The 19,843-nt window shown below is 54.0% G+C and carries 21 protein-coding genes and 1 pseudogene; 17 read left to right on the top strand and 5 right to left on the bottom strand.

Features of this window, described 5'->3' with window-relative positions; translation table 11 throughout:
- The first annotated feature begins 43 nt into the window (after nucleotides 1-43).
- From PJU73_RS02600 to PJU73_RS02560, 9 genes are all read left to right on the top strand, one after another.
- Entirely contained in the window at nucleotides 44-1,390 is a 1,347-nt protein-coding gene (locus tag PJU73_RS02600) for an MFS transporter (protein WP_237090886.1), read from the top strand.
- A 221-nt stretch (nucleotides 1,391-1,611) separates the two neighbouring features.
- Nucleotides 1,612-2,988, top strand: coding sequence for an MATE family efflux transporter (locus PJU73_RS02595; RefSeq protein WP_237090885.1), 1,377 nt, complete (start codon nucleotides 1,612-1,614; stop codon nucleotides 2,986-2,988).
- 43 nt (nucleotides 2,989-3,031) lie between these two features.
- On the top strand, nucleotides 3,032-4,063 hold the full coding sequence (murB, locus tag PJU73_RS02590; RefSeq protein WP_237090884.1) for a UDP-N-acetylmuramate dehydrogenase: 1,032 nt from the start codon (nucleotides 3,032-3,034) through the stop codon (nucleotides 4,061-4,063).
- An 88-nt stretch (nucleotides 4,064-4,151) separates the two neighbouring features.
- Complete coding sequence (locus PJU73_RS02585; RefSeq protein ID WP_237090883.1) at nucleotides 4,152-4,799, top strand: TetR/AcrR family transcriptional regulator; 648 nt, start codon at nucleotides 4,152-4,154, stop codon at nucleotides 4,797-4,799.
- Nucleotides 4,800-4,844: 45 nt separating this feature from the next.
- Nucleotides 4,845-5,450 (top strand): LOG family protein, encoded by a 606-nt coding sequence (locus PJU73_RS02580; protein WP_237090882.1) that lies wholly within the window; start codon nucleotides 4,845-4,847, stop codon nucleotides 5,448-5,450.
- The gene (locus PJU73_RS02575) at nucleotides 5,447-6,220 is read left to right on the top strand and encodes an NAD-dependent epimerase/dehydratase family protein (RefSeq protein WP_237090881.1); all 774 of its coding nucleotides are present in this window, start codon (nucleotides 5,447-5,449) and stop codon (nucleotides 6,218-6,220) included. Before PJU73_RS02580 ends, PJU73_RS02575 begins: the two co-directional genes overlap by 4 nt.
- A 34-nt stretch (nucleotides 6,221-6,254) precedes the next feature.
- Entirely contained in the window at nucleotides 6,255-6,824 is a 570-nt protein-coding gene (locus PJU73_RS02570; protein ID WP_237090880.1) for a ubiquinone biosynthesis accessory factor UbiJ, read from the top strand.
- Nucleotides 6,825-6,855: 31 nt separating this feature from the next.
- On the top strand, nucleotides 6,856-7,746 hold the full coding sequence (locus PJU73_RS02565; protein WP_237090879.1) for an NAD(+) kinase: 891 nt from the start codon (nucleotides 6,856-6,858) through the stop codon (nucleotides 7,744-7,746).
- Nucleotides 7,747-7,887: 141 nt separating this feature from the next.
- Nucleotides 7,888-9,021, top strand: a complete 1,134-nt coding sequence (locus PJU73_RS02560; protein ID WP_237090944.1) for a glycerate kinase — start codon at nucleotides 7,888-7,890, stop codon at nucleotides 9,019-9,021.
- Between the two features lie 47 nt (nucleotides 9,022-9,068).
- On the opposite strand, the pseudogene PJU73_RS02550 reads toward PJU73_RS02560, so the two are convergent.
- Nucleotides 9,069-9,800, bottom strand: a pseudogene (locus PJU73_RS02550) (IS30 family transposase).
- Nucleotides 9,801-9,939: 139 nt separating this feature from the next.
- Here PJU73_RS02550 and PJU73_RS02545 point away from each other — a divergent pair.
- Nucleotides 9,940-10,158 carry a tautomerase family protein gene (locus tag PJU73_RS02545; RefSeq protein WP_237090870.1) on the top strand — a complete coding sequence of 73 codons (219 nt, stop codon included), beginning with the start codon at nucleotides 9,940-9,942 and terminating at the stop codon, nucleotides 10,156-10,158.
- Nucleotides 10,159-10,348: 190 nt separating this feature from the next.
- The gene (locus tag PJU73_RS02540; protein WP_237090876.1) at nucleotides 10,349-11,593 is read left to right on the top strand and encodes an NAD(P)/FAD-dependent oxidoreductase; all 1,245 of its coding nucleotides are present in this window, start codon (nucleotides 10,349-10,351) and stop codon (nucleotides 11,591-11,593) included.
- A 106-nt stretch (nucleotides 11,594-11,699) separates the two neighbouring features.
- On the opposite strand, the gene PJU73_RS02535 is transcribed toward PJU73_RS02540, so the two are convergent.
- From PJU73_RS02535 to PJU73_RS02520, 4 genes are all read right to left on the bottom strand, one after another.
- On the bottom strand, nucleotides 11,700-12,353 hold the full coding sequence (locus PJU73_RS02535) for a cytochrome b/b6 domain-containing protein (protein ID WP_237090869.1): 654 nt from the start codon (nucleotides 12,351-12,353) through the stop codon (nucleotides 11,700-11,702).
- 93 nt (nucleotides 12,354-12,446) lie between these two features.
- Nucleotides 12,447-12,908 carry a low molecular weight protein-tyrosine-phosphatase gene (locus PJU73_RS02530; protein WP_237090868.1) on the bottom strand — a complete coding sequence of 154 codons (462 nt, stop codon included), beginning with the start codon at nucleotides 12,906-12,908 and terminating at the stop codon, nucleotides 12,447-12,449.
- A complete protein-coding gene (locus PJU73_RS02525; RefSeq protein ID WP_237090867.1) occupies nucleotides 12,905-14,008 on the bottom strand; it encodes a conjugal transfer protein in 1,104 nt (367 codons plus the stop codon). The genes PJU73_RS02530 and PJU73_RS02525 overlap by 4 nt, the downstream gene beginning before the upstream one ends.
- A 190-nt stretch (nucleotides 14,009-14,198) precedes the next feature.
- On the bottom strand, nucleotides 14,199-14,981 hold the full coding sequence (locus tag PJU73_RS02520) for an inositol monophosphatase family protein (protein ID WP_237090866.1): 783 nt from the start codon (nucleotides 14,979-14,981) through the stop codon (nucleotides 14,199-14,201).
- 197 nt (nucleotides 14,982-15,178) lie between these two features.
- Between PJU73_RS02520 and PJU73_RS02515 the strand changes: the two genes are divergently transcribed.
- The 6 genes from PJU73_RS02515 (at nucleotide 15,179) to PJU73_RS02490 (ending at nucleotide 19,839) form a co-directional block, all read left to right on the top strand.
- On the top strand, nucleotides 15,179-15,988 hold the full coding sequence (locus PJU73_RS02515) for an RNA methyltransferase (protein ID WP_237090865.1): 810 nt from the start codon (nucleotides 15,179-15,181) through the stop codon (nucleotides 15,986-15,988).
- Between the two features lie 71 nt (nucleotides 15,989-16,059).
- The gene (locus PJU73_RS02510; RefSeq protein WP_237090864.1) at nucleotides 16,060-16,959 is read left to right on the top strand and encodes a DUF1853 family protein; all 900 of its coding nucleotides are present in this window, start codon (nucleotides 16,060-16,062) and stop codon (nucleotides 16,957-16,959) included.
- A gap of 31 nt (nucleotides 16,960-16,990) precedes the next feature.
- Nucleotides 16,991-18,253: an RsmB/NOP family class I SAM-dependent RNA methyltransferase gene (locus PJU73_RS02505; protein ID WP_237090863.1), complete on the top strand. Its 1,263-nt coding sequence runs from the start codon at nucleotides 16,991-16,993 to the stop codon at nucleotides 18,251-18,253.
- 92 nt (nucleotides 18,254-18,345) lie between these two features.
- Nucleotides 18,346-18,654 carry a Grx4 family monothiol glutaredoxin gene (grxD, locus tag PJU73_RS02500; protein WP_237090862.1) on the top strand — a complete coding sequence of 103 codons (309 nt, stop codon included), beginning with the start codon at nucleotides 18,346-18,348 and terminating at the stop codon, nucleotides 18,652-18,654.
- 128 nt (nucleotides 18,655-18,782) lie between these two features.
- Nucleotides 18,783-19,409 (top strand): uracil phosphoribosyltransferase, encoded by a 627-nt coding sequence (gene upp, locus PJU73_RS02495; RefSeq protein ID WP_237090861.1) that lies wholly within the window; start codon nucleotides 18,783-18,785, stop codon nucleotides 19,407-19,409.
- 112 nt (nucleotides 19,410-19,521) lie between these two features.
- Nucleotides 19,522-19,839, top strand: coding sequence for a DUF2322 family protein (locus PJU73_RS02490; protein WP_237090860.1), 318 nt, complete (start codon nucleotides 19,522-19,524; stop codon nucleotides 19,837-19,839).
- Nucleotides 19,840-19,843: the final 4 nt, after the last annotated feature.

Raw genomic sequence — 19,843 nt, 5'->3', positions numbered from 1 at the left:
CCGTCTGAAAACATCATAATCCACGGCTACACGGGAGAATACAATGTCGCAACAACATGAAATCAACGTACGGGAACTGCTTGACAGCCGCAGCGTCAGCACCTATCAGAAACTGGTGATTTTCCTCTGTTTTCTGATTGTGGTGATGGACGGCTTCGATGTGGTGATTATGGGCTTTGTCGGCCCGAGCCTGAAAGAAGCCTGGCAGTTATCCAACAACGATTTGGCACCGGTTTTGAGCGCCGCTCTGTTTGGCTTAACCTTCGGCGCACTGGCTGCAGGTCCACTGGGCGACCGCTTCGGTCGGCGCAAGATATTGATTGCAAGCGTATTGACATTCGGCACTTTTACCCTGTTGGTTGCCTTTGCCAGCCAAATCTGGCACATGATTGCCTTCCGCTTTATCGCCGGATTTGCAATGGGCGGCATTATGCCGATGGTGGCCACCTTGGCAAAAGAATATTCCCCCGAACGCCGCAGCGCCCTGCTGGTCACCATTGTATTTGCCGGTTTTACCGTCGGCGCAGCGGGCGGCGGCTTTTTGGCGGCGTGGATGATTCCGCAATTCGGCTGGCCGAGCGTGTTTTATTTCGGCGGCATTATCCCGATTTTATTGAGCATATTTATGGTGTTCAAATTGCCCGAATCGCTGGCGTTTATGGTACATAAAGGCGGCGACCGCACCCAAATCCGCAAAATCGTCGAATGGTGCGCCCCCGGCAGCACCACCGAACACAGCACCTTCACCATTCCCGCAGCGGTTACGGTAAAAAATACCGGCGAAAACCCGATTAAAACCGTGTTAAGCACACACTATCGGGGCGGTACGCTGCTGCTGTGGGCAATTTATTTCAGCCACCTGTTTTTAGTGTATCTACTGGGCAGCTGGATGCCGACCATGATTAAAGAATCAGGCATGACTGCAGCGCAGGCATCGATTATCTCGGCAATGTTCCAACTCGGCGGCCCATTGGGTTCGATTATGCTGGGCTGGTTTATGGACCGCTTCGAACCGCACCGCGTCTTGGCACTTTCATACCTCAGCGGCGCTGTCGTGCTGGTATTCATGAGCAGCTTGGGTCCCGAATACATGCTGCTGTGTCTGACCTCGTTCTACATCGGCGCTGCATTCAACGGCGGCGGCACCGGCATGAACGCCCTGTCCAGCAACTTCTTCCCCCTAAGCGCCCGAGCCACCGGCAACAGCTGGATGCACGGCATCGGCCGCACCGGCGCTATTCTCTCCGCCTTCGCCGGTGCATGGATGCTCAACGCAGGCTGGAACTTCTCCACCGTCGCCACCGCCCTGACCGTCCCCGCACTCATCATCGCCGCATGTCTGACTGCGAAATATTTCCTTTACCGCAACAAAGCCGAAGCCTCGGTTTAAGGTGAAAACAGGCCGTCTGAAAATCAAACAACCGATTTTCAGACGGCCTTAATGTAACCGAAAGTCCTGTTTCCCTGTTTAGCATAAAGATTAAACCGCTTCTCCAACATATCTAAGCGTTTTGGATTATAATTGTCGGTTTGGCGCAAAAACCGGCATTTCTGTTTTCAGACGGCCTGCTGTTTCTGTTGTCCTTTTTTCTTTTTATTGCGACTTTATTTATGCTACTCGACCTCAACCGTTTTGCTTTTCCTGTGTTTAAAAAAGAAATCCGCCATTTAATCGTGTTGGCGGTGCCGATGCTGTTGGCGCAGGTGGCGCAGGTGGGTATCGGGTTTGTGGATACGGTGATGGCCGGCGGTGCGGGGAAAGATGATTTGGCGGCGGTGGCGCTGGGCAGCAGTGCGTTTTCGACTATTTATATTACGTTTATCGGGATTATGACGGCGCTTAATCCGCTGATTGCGCAGCTTTTCGGGGCGGGCAAATACAGTGAAGTCGGGGAAACGGGGCGGCAGGGGCTGTGGTTCGGGCTGTTGCTGGGGCTGTTTGGGATGCTGCTGATGTGGGCGGTGATTGTGCCGTTTCAAAATTGGCTGACTTTGAGCGATTATGTGGAAAACATGATGGCGCAATATATGCTGTTTACCGGTTTGGCGATGCCGGCGGCGATGGTACACCGTGCGCTGCACGCTTATGCTTCGAGCCTCAACCGTCCCCGTGTGATTATGCTGGTGAGCTTTGCGGCGTTTGTGTTGAATGTGCCGCTCAATTATGCGTTTGTCTATGGCAAATTCGGGCTACCGGCTTTGGGCGGTGCGGGCTGCGGGGTGGCGACGGCGCTGGTGTTTTGGTTTAGTGCGGCGGCGTTGGGTTTGTGTATTGCCAAACAGCGTTTTTTCCGGCCTTTCGGGCTGACGACGGCGTTCAGCAAGCCGGATTGGGCGGCGTTGAAAAATATCGGCAAACTGGGTGCGCCGATCGGTTTGTCGTATTTTCTGGAAGCCAGTGCGTTTTCGTTTATTGTGATTTTGGTGGCGAAGCTGGGCGAGGATTATGTGGCGGCGCAGCAGGTGGTAATCAGCCTGACGGGGATGATTTATATGGTGCCGCAAAGTGTGGGCTCGGCGGGCATGGTGCGGGTAGGCTTTGCTTTGGGACAACGGGATTTTGCGCTGGCACGCTATCTTTCGGGGGTATCGCTGGTGTTGGGCTGGGCTTTGGCTGTTGTAACCGCTCTGGGTTTGGTATTATTACGTTTTCCGCTGGTGGAAATGTACACCGATGATGCAGTGGTGGTGTCGGTGTCGGCGGCGGTGCTGCTGTTTGCGGCGCTGTTTCAGCTTGCCGACTGTACGCAGTGCATTGCTTCTTATGCGCTGCGGGGCTATAAAATCACCAATGTGCCGATGATGATTCATGCGGTGGCGTTTTGGGGCTTCGGCCTGTTGCCGGGCTATCTGCTGGCGTATTATTTCGAGATGGGCATTTACGGCTTTTGGACGGCGCTGATTGTGTCGCTGACGATTGCGGCGCTGGCTTTGGTGTATTGTCTGGAAAAATGCAGCAAAGCCCTGCTCTCGGGCAAGGCCGTCTGAAAACTGTGTGCCGCCCAATCTGTTTAACTGAAAAAGATTTCCCATGCAAGCAACTTTCGATACCGATTTAACGCCTTACAATACATTCGGGCTGCGTGCCAAAGCCAAAGCCTTTGTCGCCCTGAGCCATGAGCAGGATTTGCCCGATATTGTCCGCCTACCCGAATTTGACCGCCAAAGCGTGTTGTGGCTGGGCGGCGGCAGCAATATTCTGCTGACGGAAGATTATCATGGTTTGGTCGTGCATCTTGAAAACAAGGGCATTCGGGAAACCGGCCGCTCAAACGGAGTGGTGTTCATCGAAGCGCAGGCCGGAGAAATCTGGCATGATTTTGTTTGCCACACGCTGAAACTGGGCTTGAGCGGTTTGGAAAACTTAAGCCTGATTCCGGGAACGGTGGGCGCTTCGCCGGTGCAGAACATCGGCGCTTACGGCGTGGAAGTCAAAGATGTGATTCACAGCGTACGCTGTTTTGATTTGGACACGCTGGAATTTGTCGAATTGAGCAATGCAGAATGCCGTTTTGCCTATCGGGAAAGCCTGTTCAAACAGGCGGGCAAAGGGCGTTATGTGATTACCGCCGTGGTGTTTGCGCTGAAAGAAACCTTTCATGCCGATTTGGGTTACGGCGATCTGGCGGCGGCGGTTGCCGAACGCTGCGGCGGCAGAGCGCCGACGGCACAAGATGTTTCCGCCGCCGTCTGCGCCATCCGCAACAGCAAATTGCCCGACCCGAAAATACTGGGCAATGTCGGCAGTTTTTTCAAAAACCCCGTTGTATCCGCCCAAACGGCGCAGACCCTGCTCGAAAAATATCCCGCCATGCCCCGTTATCCGCAAGCGGACGGCAGCGTGAAGCTGGCAGCCGGCTGGCTGATCGACCAATGCCGTCTGAAAGGACACCAAATCGGCGGAGCGGCGGTACACGACAAACAGGCTTTGGTTTTGGTCAATAAAAATCAGGCAACAGGGCAGGATGTTTACCGTTTGGCGCAACATATCCGCCAAACCGTGCGCCAAGCCTTCCAAGTCGAACTTGAAACCGAACCCAACTGGCTTCCCGCCCTAGTTTAAAAACATGGCGGCGTTGGCACGCCTTGTCCTACTTTTAGCGAATGCACTATGCCTACCGTCTGTAACCCAACTGCAAAGGAATCATGCCGTGGCACGCAACCATACTTACAACCATATTATCGACACCGCCCTGACGCTGTTTAACGAAGAAGGCGAACGCAATATCAGCACCAACCATATTGCGGCGCATCTGGGCATCAGCCCCGGCAATCTGTATTACCATTTCCGCAACAAAGACGAAATCATCGTTCAATTATTCAAGCGCTACAGCGAACATATCCTGCATTACCTCAACACCACGCCGCTACCGGCCAATGTCGGCGAAGCCATCAGCTATATGGCGGGTATTTACGATGTGATGTGGGATTACCGTTTTCTGTTTCGGGATGTCAATACCCTGCTTTCCCGCAGCGCCGAATTATTGGGCGAACACAACGGCTTCACCCACGCCAAAGTGTCGCCGCTTCTGCTGAAATTATTAAACCAGCTCAATACGTTAAACATTATCCACGCCGACCCGACCGCCATGAACGACCTTGCCGTCAATATGTGGATGATTACCAAATACTGGTTCGACTTCGACAGCTCGCTGCAGGGCAAAAACAAGCTCACCGAGCATTCCAAAGCCCACGGTATCCGCCGCACCCTCAGCCTGCTGCGTCCCTACCTGCTTGCGCAGCACACCGCCGAGTTTGACGACAAAATCCGTGCCTTAAGCCAAACGCAGGCCGTCTGAAAAACGGGCAAAGCAGATTTTCAGACGGCCTCAAGGACACACATCATGACATTAAACCACATCGCCGTATATTGCGGCTCCAATCTGGGCAACAGCAAAACCTATTACCAATCCGCACAGGCCGCCGGTGCCGCCATCGCCCGACAGGGCAGCACACTGGTTTACGGCGGCGGCAAAATCGGCCTGATGGGTACGGTTGCCGACGCAGCGCTGGCTGAGGGCGGACGGGTCATCGGCGTGATTCCCACTTTTCTGCTGGAAAAAGAAATGGCCCACCCGGGCTTGAGCGAACTGATTGAAACGCCCGATATGCCCAGCCGCAAAAGTAAAATGATTGACTTGGCCGACGGCTTTATTGCCCTACCCGGCGGCATCGGCACTTATGAAGAGCTGTTTGAAGTCCTCTCGCTGGCGCAACTGCGCCGCCACGCCAAACCCATCGGCCTGCTCAATACCGACGGTTTTTTCGACCCGCTGATTGCCCTGATGCAGCACACCGCCGATACCGGCTTTATGCCGCAGGCAAACATGAAGCTGCTGTGCGTCAGCGACTGCCCGCAAACGCTGCTGGCGCAAATGGCGGACTACCGTTTTACCGAATCCCAAAAATGGATGGAACCGGCATGGAAAACCGCCGGAGAACAGGCATGACCCCCGTTCCCGACTGCGGCGTGTTCGGTTTGGGCTATTTGGGGCGGCCGCTGGCGCAAAAATGTTACGAACACGGCAGCCGTGTGCGGGCGCTCAAACGCAGCCTGACTTCGGACGACATCAATCTACCCGTGGCGCTGGATATTGCCGACCTCAACCAAGCCGATGTGTTTTCACACACTTTTTGGCAACACTGGCGGCAACACCCGACATGGTTTTTCCTGCTTCCGCCCTCGTCCTGCCCTGATTACGCCGGTTTGCTCGGCAAGGTTGTCCGCTTGGCGGAAACGCTGACCGTCCGACACCTGATTTTCAGCAGCAGCACCAGCGTTTACGGCGATAGCGTCCGATTGTGCGATGAAACTTCGCCGACCGACCCGCAAACCGAATCAGCCCACAAAATCGCCGCCGCCGAACAACTGCTGCTCGCCGCCGATGTGCCGCATATCGACATTATCCGCCTCGGCGGCCTTTATTCCGCCCGCCGCCACCCCGTCAGCCGCTTGGCGGGAAAAACCAAGCTCAAAGGCGGCAAACAGCCGGTCAATCTCATTCATGAAGACGAAGCCGTCCGCACCCTTTTTCAGACGGCCTTAAACCCGAACGGCAAGCGGATTAAAAACGCCGTTGCCGCCGAACACCCGCCCCGTGCCGTTTTTTACCGCAGCGAAGCCGCCAAACTCGGCATACCGCTGCCCGAATTTGACGAAAGCGACAGCGGCGGCGGAAAAATTGTAAATACCGTTTCCGAGTACGGCCTAAGCCTGTAAAATCCCCACACCATCATTTTCAAACCGAGCAGCCATGTCCGCCCTACTTCCCATCATCAACCACCTGATTCAGCAAAATCCGCAGCATCAGCGCAATCTTGCCGAATTTACCGGAAAAACCGTCAGCTTCAGCATTGCCGGTTTCCGCATACAGGGCCGAATCGGCGAAGATGGCTTTCTCGAAGCCGCCCAAGGCATGGCCGACACCGAAATCATTTTCCACAACAGCACCATTCAGAAACTGCTGCAAAACCAACAGCCCGGTGTCGGCGACATCCGCATCGACGGCGACCTTTTTCTCGGCATGGCACTGCTGCCGATTTTCAGCGGCCTGCGCTATGATGCCCATGCCGACCTCAACCGTCTGTTCGGCGAGAATGCCGGCGCACTGATTGCCGAAAAAGCCGACGCCGTAAGACAAACGGTCAAGCAAATCGGCCAAAGCATTGCCGAACAAATCGGCGAATTTTCCCGAGAACCCGAATCCCCCGTTCCCGATGCCGCCACCCTCGAAGCATGGATAGAAGAAGTGGACCGCCTGCGGGACGACGTGGCACGCCTCAACGCCCGCCTCGACCGGCTCGAACGGGACATCTGGCTGTAAACCCCAACCCTTAAACAAAGCCGCAACCGACATGAAAAGCCCTTTCCAAAACATCGGCATCGTAACCCGCCCCGGCACCCCCGAAATCCGGCCGACCGCCCACACCCTGATTGACTTTCTCCACCAAGAACAGTTTACCGTCTATCTCGACGAAGACGGTATCGCCGAAAACACCGTTTACCCCGCCGATGCCGAACGTTGCCAGCCGGTCGGCAAAACCGAATTGGGCAAATACTGCGACCTTGTGATTGTTTTGGGCGGCGACGGCACTTTTCTCTCCGTTGCACGGGAAATCGCCCCCCGAGCCATTCCCATCATCGGTATCAACCAAGGCCATCTCGGCTTTCTGACCCAAATTTCCCGAGACCGCATGATCGGCGAACTCACGCCCGTTTTAGAAGGCAAATACCTGCCCGAAGAGCGTATCCTGCTCGAAGTCGCCATCACCCGGGACGGCGAAGAAATCCAACGCTCGCTGGCACTCAACGATGCCGTCATCTCACGGGGTGCAGCCGGACATATGATTGAATTTGAAGTCTTTATCAATCAAGAATTCGTCTATACCCAACGCTCGGACGGCCTGATTGTCTCCACCCCCACCGGCTCGACCGCCTACGCCCTCGCCGCCGGCGGCCCGATTCTGCAGGCCAGCCTCAGAGCCTTCACACTGGTTCCCATCTGCCCGCAATCCATGACCAACCGCCCGATTGCCGTTGCCGACACCAGCGAAATCGAAATCCTGATTACCAAAAGCGGCGATGCCCGAGTGCATTTCGACGGCCAGTCTTACGCCGACCTCCACAACTTCGACCGTGTCAGCATCCGCCGCTACCACAACCCCCTGCGGGTTCTGCATCCGACCGACTACCAATACTTCAAAACCCTGCGCCAAAAACTGCACTGGGGCGAACAGTTGGTTTAAACGGCAACGAAAAATGATTGATTAATCATTGTTTTATATAAAATTATTCATATCACCACAGTAAATTCACAATATATTTAGTCATATGCCGTCTGAAAACAAGCAACGCCGATTTTCAGACGGCCTCACGAAAGCCGTATGATGAATATTCTGATTGCTCCCGATTCATTTAAAGAGAGCCTGAGCGCAGGCGCAGTGGCGGACGCTTTGGAAGCCGGTTTCAAAAAAATTCTGCCCGATGCCCGCTATGTCAAAATCCCAATGGCCGACGGCGGCGAAGGCACGGTTCAGTCGCTGATTGATGCCACGCAAGGCCGTCTGAAAACCGTTGCCGTAACCGCACCTTTGGGCAATACGGTTGAAGCCGGTTTCGGTATTTCCGGCGACGGCAAAACCGCCGTGATTGAAATGGCGGCGGCCTCGGGGCTGCATTTGGTCGCACCCGAGCAACGCAATCCACTGCTGACCACCAGTTACGGCACGGGCGAACTGATTTTGGCGGCTCTTGACGAAGGTGTCGAAAAAATCATTCTCGGCATCGGCGGAAGCGCCACCAATGATGGCGGTGCCGGTATGCTGCAGGCGCTGGGCGTGTCGTTTACCAATAAATTCGGCAAGGAAATCCCTTTCGGCGGCGGCAATCTGCACCAAATTACCCAAGCCGATTTCAGCCGCTTGGATTCACGTTTGCAGCATACGCAAATCGAAGTTGCCTGCGATGTGGACAATCCATTGTGCGGCGAAAAAGGCGCAGCTGCCGTTTTCGGGCCGCAAAAAGGGGCGACACCGCAAATCGTTGCCGAACTGGATTCAGCCTTGGAACATTTTGCCGACATCATCGCCGATTGCTGCGAAACTGATATCCGTAATCACGCCGGTGCAGGCGCTGCCGGCGGTATGGGCGGCGGCTTACTGACACTGCCAAACGTCCGCCTGCAATCAGGCATTCAAATTGTGATGGAAACTGTTAATCTGGCGGCGCATATCCGGAAAGCAGATTTGGTTATCACCGGCGAAGGCCGCATGGATGCGCAAAGCATACACGGCAAAACGCCCGTCGGCGTGGCGCAGACTGCCAAACAATACGGCAAACCGGTTATAGCCGTGGTCGGCTGTCTGCATGAAGATTACGAGGTGGTTTATGAACACGGAATCGATGCCGTGTTCCCGATTATCCGCCAAACCGCCCCGCTCGAACAGGTCTTGGCAAATGCCCGTGAAAATTTGATTTCGACAGCGCAGAATATTGCCCGCGTGATGACGCTTTCCAGATAGGAATTATCAAAAATAAAGCCGTCTGAAAACTGCATTTTCAGACGGCCTTACTTTCGATTTTCAAATGCAACATCAGTTAACAAAGGTTGGAAGCTATTCAAGAATAAAACACTTGGCGTTTCATAGCCAAGTGTTTTTCTTGGCCGGTGGTTCAGTTCATCCTGAACCTGCTGATTTTCCTGAAATCCGTCTGTTTCGGGAAGTATCGGCGTATCAATCCATTGGTATTTTCATTCGTTGTCTTCGGCTTTGAAGTTCTTCAACTTACAGATAATGGTGTAACAGGTAACACGTTCGACTAAGGTCAGCAATGCACTTTTTTGGTCTTTGCCGATGATGGTGTCAGCTTCCCAATCGCCGATGCGCATCCTTTTGTTGACGGTTTCGGGACGGTGTTCGATACCGACACGGTCAGGAACTTTGCCTTTGACCCATGTTTTGCCGCCGTATTTTTTACGGTAGGGTTTGCTGCATATTCTGAGGTGTTGCCACAATGTCCTGCCATTGTTCCTGTTTTGGTGCAGGTAGCGGTAAACAGTGCTGTGGTAGAGCTTAGTCTGGTGGTGTTTTTCGAGGTATCCGCATATTTGCTGTGGGCTGAGTTTTTGACAGACAAGGGTGTTGATGTGGCCGATGAGTTGTCCGGTCATTTTGTAGGGGGAACGCTTTTTCTGTTTGCATTGGCGGTCCGGCGTTTGTGCGATTTGTGTGATGGTTTGCCGGCGGTAATGATGCTGAATGTGGTATCGTTCGTCTTGGGTCAGTTGTGTGTAGCTCATTGCAATCTTTCTTGTCAGGAAAGGCAGTATGCTGCCGCATACTGACCTTTTCTGTTTTGCAATGTTGCGCTTGATAGGCGAATCCGCTCCGCTCAAATCCTTTATTCTTCCCGTCTGTTCAACAATTCAGGGAAAAACCATGCCTTACGTCAATATCAAAGTAACCGGCGGCAACGAAGCGCCGAGTGTCGAACAAAAAGCCGAACTGATTCAGGGCGTAACCAAATTATTATCACGGGTGCTCAATAAAAACCCCGAAACCACCGTCGTCGTGATTGATGAAGTCGATATGGACAACTGGGGCATAAGCGGCAAAAGCGTCAGCGTCAGACGTGCCGAAGCGGCTAAATCAAAATAACTTAATTAGCTTAATGTATCCTACTGCCCGTAATACTGCTTGAGGGTTATTCCACTATATTTTTTTAATGCTTTTCCCATTTCTTTTGACAAAAAACAAAATTATCCCCCTATCATCTTTCGGATAAACGGCTATAATTCTGTTTTCAGAATCCGAATTTCAATAAGATATTTCAGAAAAGGAAACCATGATGGAACGGCAAACATGCGATGTGGCGATTATTGGGGCGGGGCCGGCCGGTTCGGTGGCGGCGGCATTGCTGAAACGGCAGGGATTTAATGTGTGTGTATTGGAAAAGCAGCATTTTCCCCGTTTTGTAATCGGCGAGAGCCTGCTGCCGCACTGTATGGAATTTATCGAGGCGGCAGGGTTTCTGCCTGCGGTTGAGGCCGAGCCGGGGTTTCAGTTTAAAAACGGGGCGGCTTTTACTTGGGGCAACCGTTATACCGAGATTGACTTTACCGATAAATTCAGCAACGGCCCGGGTACGACGTTTCAGGTGCGGCGGGATCGTTTTGACCAAATTTTGATTGAAGAAGCCGCCAAACAGGGCGTAGATGTGCGTTTTGGCGAAAGTGTAACGGCGTTTGATGCTGAAACTGCCTGCCTGACAGTTGAAACCGAACGGGGTGAAAACTATATTCTGCAGGCGAAATTTGTGTTGGATGCCAGCGGCTACGGCCGTGTACTGCCCCGTTTGTTGGATTTGGACACGCCTTCCGATCTGCCGCCACGCCAAGCGCATTTTACCCATATTGATGACAATATCAGTGATTCTGAGTTTGACCGCAATAAAATTCTGATTTCCACCCATCCGCAATATCGCGATGTGTGGCTGTGGTTGATTCCGTTTGCCGACAACCGCTGTTCTATCGGCGTGGTCGGTCTGCCCGAACGTTTTGAAAATATGGAAAATTCGGAACAGATTGTAAAACGCTATGCGGCGGAAGTGCCGATGTTGGCACGGGTTTTGGCAAATGCAAATTGGGACAATGAAATGCCCTTCCGCTGCATTACCGGCTATTCTGCCAATGTGAAAGCCTTATACGGCAAGCATTTTGCGCTGCTGGGCAATGCAGCGGAATTTCTTGATCCGGTCTTTTCATCGGGCGTAACCATTGCCATGCACTCGGCAAAACTGGCCTGCGATGTATTGGGCAAACAGTTGCGGGGCGAAGAGGCGGATTGGGAAACAGAATTTGTGCAGCCGCTGATGAGCGGCGTTGATGCGTTCCGCACTTATGTAAATGGTTGGTATGACGGTCGTTTCCAAGATGTGATCTATGCCGACGAGCAGCGCACGCCGGAAATCACCCGCATGATCAGTGCTATTTTGGCTGGCTATGCGTGGGATACCGATAATCCGTATGTTGCCAAATCCGAACGCCGTCTGGCGGCATTGGCGGAAACGGTGGGGCCAGCGGAATTGCGTTAGGATTTTGGGAACTGTGTTAACTTGTTTGACTTGTAAGAAATAACTGCGTTGTTTACATACAAGGCCGTCTGAAAATCTGATTTTCAGACGGCCTCACGTTTTCTGTTCAGGCGATATTGGCAACCGCCCACACTATAGCGGCGGCAATCAGCAGGGCTGCTGCCAATTTGCCTGCTCCGGCAAATTTCAGTGGCGGCACGTTGCCCGACCATTCCCGCCAGCCGGTTATCATCGGGCGGATTAAATCGTGTTTTTTCACAAATTTATACACTAAAATTGCAGCGATATGTACGGCAATCAATGCCAGCAGTCCGTTAAAAAAAGCAAGGTGCAGCGTGTGCAGTTTGTCGCCTGTTGCCGAATCAACCCACGCATTCAGATAGCCGTTGTAGATAAAAGTGTTGCTGTCGGGTGAAAACAGGCCGGTTAAAACTTGAAATGCCACTGCCAGCAACAGCGCCACCACCATCAGTGCGCCCAGCGGATTATGCCCCGCCGGTTCGGGTTGTTCCCCTTTCAGGTAACGCAAAATCTGTTTCGGGCTGCGGACAAACTGCGTGAAGCGTGCGCTGTCGCTGCCCCATAATCCCCAGCAGAGACGGAATATCAGCAGCCCCAGAATCAGCAGTCCGCAACGCAGATGCCATGCCAGCAGGCTGCCGCCGGTTTTGGCGCTGAACCACATAAATGCAATGGCGGCCACCAGCAGCCAGTGAAACAGCCGTGTCGGCACGTCCCAGATTTTGATTTTTTGTTTCATTGTTTGTCCAATCTTTTTGAACCGTGTAATAAGGAAAAGACGAGATGCCGTCTGAAAACTTGATTTTCAGACGGCCTGTTTGATGTATTTTATTTAACCCGCCAATTTATCCAGCAATGCCACGCTGCCGACATCGACCAGACGGAAGGTTTCTTCAAAATCGCCGGTGTACCACGGATCGGGAACATGGTTGTAGCCGGATTCGGGAATCAGGTCGGTGAGTTTGAAGATTTTTTCCGGCTGCCTGCCGAACAGGCGTTCGAGTTCGGCGAGGTTGTTGTCGTCCATCGCAATGATGAAGTCAAAACGGCGGTGGTCGTCCGGTTTGACTTTGCTACTGGTAAAACCGCTGTGGTTTATCCCGTGTGCGGCCAGCGCTTTTTGCGTTCCTTTGTGCATATTTTCGCCGTCGTGCCAGCCGGACGTACCGGCGCTGGCAACGCTGATTGTACCGCCCAAGCCCGCCTGTTTTACATGGTGGCGGAACACGTATTCCGCCATCGGCGAGCGGCAAATGTTGCCGAGACAGACGAATAAAATCTGTTGCGGCTTCATATGGCGGTTTCGGCAAAAAACGGATTATGCCCGATTTGGGTCAGGGCTTGGGCGTAAGTCGGCAACGGGCTGTTTTCAGGCAACACATCGTGCAGGAAATACAAATGTTCCACACGGCATTCTGCCATCAAATCCAAGAAATTCTGCTGAATCAAAGCGACATTGTCGGTCGGCGACAATGCCCAAGTGAAAATTTGCGGTTCAAGCTCGAATGCGCTGTCGGTGGCATTGAACCCGAACACCAAGCGTCCGCCCTGCTGCGCTGCCACTACCACGCCGACACGGGGGCTTTGCAGGCGGATGGCACGAATGGCATTGGCGGAAAACACGTCCAACGCCATGCGTTGGCGCATATGGCTGCCCTCTGCCAGCGCCGGTAACACGGCATCGGGCGACAGCGGATTAACAAACAGGGTTACGCCCTCTTTTGCCAATGCCTGCTGCCACACCTGCATCAGCGGCAAACCCGCCTGCAGTAAATTCTGCCCCAAAGCCTTGGCGGTTTCCGCATCGCCGTAACCCAAAGCAAACACCACATGCACCGACTGCCCTTCCGGCAATGCCAATTCAGACGGCTTAAAGCGTTCGGCAAACGCCTGCGCCGCTTCGGTATTGTGTTTGGCGGCAAACCAGTCGCCGGCATTGACGCTGCTCAATTCGGTGGAAGACACCAAAAACGGTAACCATGCGGCTTTGTTGAGCGCACGCAGATGCGGATAATGTTCCAAACATGCCGCCAGTTCCGCCAGCGGCACATTAAGCGGCAAGGTTTGCGGCTGATTGTTGCCCGCCACTAAAATCAGCGGCATGGCAAACCATTGGACTTCGCCCTCCTGCTCCGCCCCCAATACTTGGGAAAGCTCGCCGAGCAACACCCGATAGCTTTCACTGTCGCCGACCATGCTCATCGCCACCGACAAGCCTAGATAATAATTCTGCTGCAACATGCCCCGAATCTCGGTCTGCAGCGATTCTTCCGACAGCTTGCGCTGCGCTGCCGAACCGCTGTGCGCCAACGAAGAAGCATGCAGCAGCAGATTGTTTTTGACCGGAGTTTCCGGATAAGGGCGGGTATCGGTAAAAGTAAACGGGGTAATCATGATATTTTTTGGGGGAGCGGTTGGAAAAAGATTGGAGAATTATATAACTAAAATGCCTTATTTTCTATATTAAGGCAACAGACCTCGGATAATATGGATACCATATAGGAACCAAAATAAAAACGGTTTATCCCAACTCAGGATAAACCGCCGACTTATCTTTCACACAATTTATTTTCACACCATGTGATCAATGGGCTGCGATAACCTGCAGCATTTGTGCCAATACTTTCGGGTTGGCGGCAACAATATTGCCGGTTTCCAGCCAGCTTTCATCGCCCTGCATATCGGTTACGATGCCGCCGGCTTCTTTGACAATCAGTGCGCCTGCGGCCACGTCCCACGGTTTGAGGTTGAACTCGAAAAAGCCGTCCAAGCGGCCTGCGGCTAAGGCACACAAATCCAAAGAAGCTGCGCCTTCCCGGCGGCCGCCGGCGGTTTTGGACAAGAAGTCTTTCAAAATCGCCAGATAGCGGTCCATCATGCTTTGATTGACAACGGGAAAACCTGTGCCGATCAGACAGCGGTTGAGTTCGATGCGGTTGGAGACACGGATACGGCGGTCGTTGAGCAGTGCGCCTTTGCCTCGCGAGGCCATGTATAAGTCGTTGCGTTCGGGGGCATATACCAAGGCTTCCTGCAATACGCCTTTGTGCAGCAGCGCCATGGAAATCGCATATTGCGGGTGGCCGTGCAGGAAATTGGTGGTGCCGTCCAGAGGGTCGATAATCCATTCGTATTCGGCACGCTCGTTGCCGTGAACGCCGCTTTCTTCAGTGGTGATTTTGTGGTGGGGATAGGCTTCCTGAAGGGCGGAAACCAAGATGAGTTCGGACTCTCGGTCAACACTGGAAACGAAATCGTTAAAGGACTTGCTGTCCACTTTGATGCTGTCGAGATTGCCGGCGGCTCGGGTCATCATTTGTCCGGCACGGCGGGCGGCTTTAAAGGCGGTATTCAAAATCGGGTTCATGGTTTTCTTTCTTATCGGGTACAATACACTCTGACGTGCGGCCTGCGCTGCACATCGTTAATAACGTTTTCACGTTTCCAATGCTGTTAAAGAACATATCAAGACGATTTTCAGACGGCATAAACGCAAAACGAGGCCGTCTGAAAAACAGAACGAGCAGCATTATACCCGATTCCCGATTAAACCGAAAATAAAACATGATTTCCGAAAAACCCGCTTTACCCGATTATCTGAAACATATCCGTATTGTTCTCACCCGCACCAGCCACCCCGCCAATATCGGCTCGGCGGCACGGGCGATGAAAACCATGGGGCTGCATGACTTGGTGATTGTCGCACCCAATCTGATGACCACACCGATGACGGCAACGCCGCCGCAGTTCGATCCCGACAATCCGCAGGATTTCGCATTGCCCGAAGAAAGTTTCATTCTCGCCTCGGGTGCCGCCGACGTATTGCACCATGCCCGCATTACCGCCACTTTGGACGAAGCGCTGGCCGACACCACCCTCAGCTGCGCCCTCACCAGCCGCCGCCGGGAAATCACTGCGCCGCTGCAAACGCCCCGCCGGCTGGTTCCCGAACTGCTTGCCGCTGCGCAGCGTGGCGAAACGGTGGCACTGGTGTTCGGCAACGAAACGTTCGGACTGAGTATCGAAGAAGTGCAGTCGTGCAACCGTTTGATGACGATCAACGGCAACCCCGATTATTTCTCGCTCAACCTTGCCCAAGCCGTGCAGGTGGTGTGTTACGAAATTTTCAGCCAGACCGATGTGCCGATGACGCATTTGCAGCAGGAAGACCACGCCGCCACCCACGAGCAAATCACGGGCATGGTCGCCCATTTGGAATCGCTGATGAATGATGTCGGTTTTTTCCAACGCCGCAACAGCGAACGCCTGATGCGGCGTATGCAGAGCCTGTTCGGCCGTGCCAACACGCAAACCGAAGACATCGATATCCTGCGCGGCTTTTTCAACACGGTCAAACAGCATTTGAAAGACTAAAACCGCATTTTCAGACGGCATAAAACCACAGCCATGCCGTCTGAAAACCCGACCGAGCATAAGGAAACCCCATGAATTACGCTTTGGACGCACTTTGGTGGAAACTCACCCGCCCCGCCGTCCGCGATTTAGCCTCGCTGCTGACCGCCCCGCCCCTGTGGCGCAGCGGTTGCGAGTTAAACGTGCGCACGCTGCTGGGCGAACAAGGTTTCCGCTACCTGTTGTCATTAGACGCAAACCCGCAGCCTTTGGAAACCCATTTGGCAGCACACCGCCCTTTCCACCACCGTTTGGGGCAATACGCCGAACAGCTGCTGGCATTCTGGTTTGCCCATGCGCCGCATAGCGAACTGTTGGCGCACAACCTCAGCGTCTCCGCCCAAGGTCTGACGCTGGGTGCCGCCGACTTTATCGCCAAGCTCAACGGCGAAGCCTACCATATCGAGCTGACCTGCAAATACTACGGCAGCGCAAACGGCGAATATGAAACCTTGCAGGGACTCAACCGCCAAGACCGTTTGGCCGACAAAGCCGCCAAATTGCCGCAGCAATTATTACTGTTTAAGTTTTCAAACGGCCTGCACACGCTGGCAGCACACCATTTGCCCACCGATTTGACAACCGCCTCGATTGTACGGGGCATCGGCTTTTTCCCCGCTGCGCAGCAAACTTTCGAGCCGCCGCTCAATCCCTACGGCTGGCGGGGCGTATATCTCGAACGTTGGGACGAGTGTCCGCCCGACCCCGAACGCCGCTACTGTCTGCTCGAGCGCATGGCCTATCTGGCACCGGCAAGAATCAAAGCGGAACAAACCCTGTCCGCCGCCGAAATCACCGCCGTAGAAAGCGGCTTGGTTGCCGTGTTGGAACAACGCCCCGACGGCTGTTGGCACGAAATCCTGCGCATCATGAAAGCCATGCCGTCTGAAAACCGAACCCGCCACTTTGCGAGCGCCGAAAATCCCGTATAATCGCCATTCACTATTCAACATACCGACCACCATGACCCCGATCCAACTCGACCACACCGCCCGCCTGCTGGCAGAAATGCTGACGTTCAAACAGCCCGCCGACAGCGTATTGTCCGCCTATTTCCGCCAACACAAAAAACTCGGCCGCCACGACCGCCACGAAATTGCGGAAACCGCATTTGCCGCCCTGCGCCATTACCAAAAAATCGCCGCCGCCCTGCGCCGGCCGCACGCCCAAGCCCGCAAAGCGGCACTGGCAGCGCTGGTACTCGGCCGCAGTGTCAATATTTCACAAATCCAAGACCTGCTCGATGAAGAAGAACAAACCTTTCTCGGCAATCTCAAAGCCCGCAAAAGCGAATTTTCAGACGGCCTCGCCACCGCCGCCGAGTTGCCCGAATGGCTCATCGAGCGCCTGCGCCGCCATTGGAACGACGACGACATTCTCGCCTTCGGCCGCAGCGTCAGCCGCCCTGCGCCGCTGGACATTCGGGTCAATACCTTGAAAAACAAACGCGACAAAGTCCTCGCGGCCCTGCAAAACGAAGCCGCCGACGCAGCCGCCACACCGTATTCGCCGTGGGGCATCCGCCTTCCGACCAAAATCGCCCTCAACAAACACGAACTGTTTTTAGACGGCAGCGTCGAAGTGCAGGACGAAGGCAGCCAGTTGCTGGCGCTGCTGGTCGGTGCCAAACGGGGCGAAATCGTGGTCGATTTCTGTGCCGGTGCAGGCGGTAAAACGCTGGCAATCGGTGCGCAAATGGCCAACAAAGGCCGCATTTACGCCTTCGACATCGCCGAAAAACGCCTTGCCAACCTCAAACCCCGCATGACCCGTGCCGGACTGACCAACATCCACCCCGAACGCATCAGCAGCGAACACGACAGCCGCATTGCCCGCTTAAACGGCAAAGCCGACCGTGTTTTAGTGGACGCACCGTGTTCCGGCTTAGGCACGCTGCGGCGCAATCCCGATTTGAAATACCGCCAGTCGCCCGAAAGCCTCGCCCAGCTTTTGCAGCAGCAACACAGCATTCTTGCCGCCGCTGCGCAACTGGTGCAACCCGCCGGCCGCTTGGTTTATGCCACCTGCAGCATTTTGCCGGAAGAAAACGAGCAGCAGGTCGAACGCTTTTTGAGCGAACACCCCGACTTTGAACTCATCGACTGCGCCGCCCTGCTTGCCGCCGCCAAAACCGGCTTGGACACAGGCAAATACCTGCGCCTCGATTCCGCCGCCCACCAAACCGACGGCTTCTTTGCCGCCGTATTGCAGCGCAAGGCCGTCTGAAAATGCACTCAGACGCAAAAGAAGCATTTTAAATTCTCATAATTTGCGTATAATGGCAAAACTCAATCCGAACATTTGAAAAAGGAACAGACATGAGCATTCAAGAACAAATCAAAGAAGTCGTAACCACCCACCGTGTCGTATTGTTTATGAAAGGCACCAAACAGTTTCCGCAATGCGGCTTTTCTTCCCGTGCCGTGCAAATCCTCAACGCCGCCGGTTGCGAAGACTATGTAACCGTCAACGTATTGGAAAACGACGAAGTGCGCCAAGGCATCAAAGAATACAGCGACTGGCCGACCATTCCGCAGCTGTATGTAAACGGCGAATTTGTCGGCGGTTCCGACATCATGATGGAAATGTTTGAAGCGGGCGAATTGCAAGACCTGCTCAAAGCCTAAGCCGGATTGATACCGATGCCGTCTGAAAACCGGTTTTCAGACGGCATTTGCGTATTTTCCACCATAGCCGTTTACAGCGTTTAGTTATATAATTTCCCCTTCAGCAAACCACATATTCCGAGAAAGCCATGAACGTTACCGTTGTCGATCACCCGCTTGTCCGCCACAAACTGACCCTGATGCGGGAAGCCGACTGCAGCACCTACAAATTCCGCACCCTCACCACCGAACTGGCCCGCCTGATGGCATACGAAGCCAGCCGGGATTTTGAAATCGAAAAATACCTGATCGACGGCTGGTGCGGCCAAATCGAAGGCGACCGCATCAAAGGCAAAACGCTGACTGTTGTGCCGATTCTGCGTGCCGGTTTGGGTATGCTCGACGGCGTATTGGACCTGATTCCCACCGCCAAAATCAGCGTAGTCGGCCTGCAGCGGGACGAAACCACGCTCAAACCCGTGTCTTACTTTGAAAAATTCGTGGACAGCATGGAACAGCGCCCCGCCCTGATTATCGACCCCATGCTCGCCACCGGCGGCTCGATGGTCGCCACCATCGACCTGCTCAAATCCAAAGGTTGCCGCCAGATTAAAGCACTGGTGCTGGTTGCCGCCCCCGAAGGCGTGAAACTCGTCAATGAAGCCCACCCCGACGTAACCATCTACACCGCCGCCCTCGACAGCCACCTCAACGAACAAGGCTACATCATTCCGGGCTTGGGCGATGCCGGCGACAAAATCTTCGGCACCCGCTGAGTAACATGAAACCCCTCAATCACAAGGCCGTCTGAAAATGAGCGAAGCGAGTTTCTGCGCAGCTAAAACCTGATTTTCAGACGGCCTCAAACCCTCTCAACAGGAAAAAACCATGACTTTTCAAGAAAACCTCGCCGCCATGCCCGCCATTGACCACTTGAGCGGCCTGAATATCTGCAATCAGCAAGGCGAAACCGTCCACCATATTCCCGCCGCCCCCGGCAAACTCGGTTCGCTCAAACTCTACCACGCCCTGTCGCAGGAATTTGACGGCGTATTAAACGCCCAAGCCGCCGAGCGGGGTTTACAGCTGTTTGCCGAACACGTTGCCGATGCCCAAGCCAACCCCGGCAAACACCCGAATATCGATTTGCTGTTTCAAGTCAAAGCTGAAAACCAAACCCTGCTGCTGCAACCGCAAACCGCATGACCCC

The organism is Neisseria lisongii (genome assembly GCF_028463985.1).
GTDB classification, from domain to species: Bacteria; Pseudomonadota; Gammaproteobacteria; order Burkholderiales; family Neisseriaceae; genus Neisseria; species Neisseria lisongii.
The sequence above is the reverse complement of the archived record's forward strand: the minus strand, read 5'-3'. Positions and strand labels throughout refer to the sequence as shown.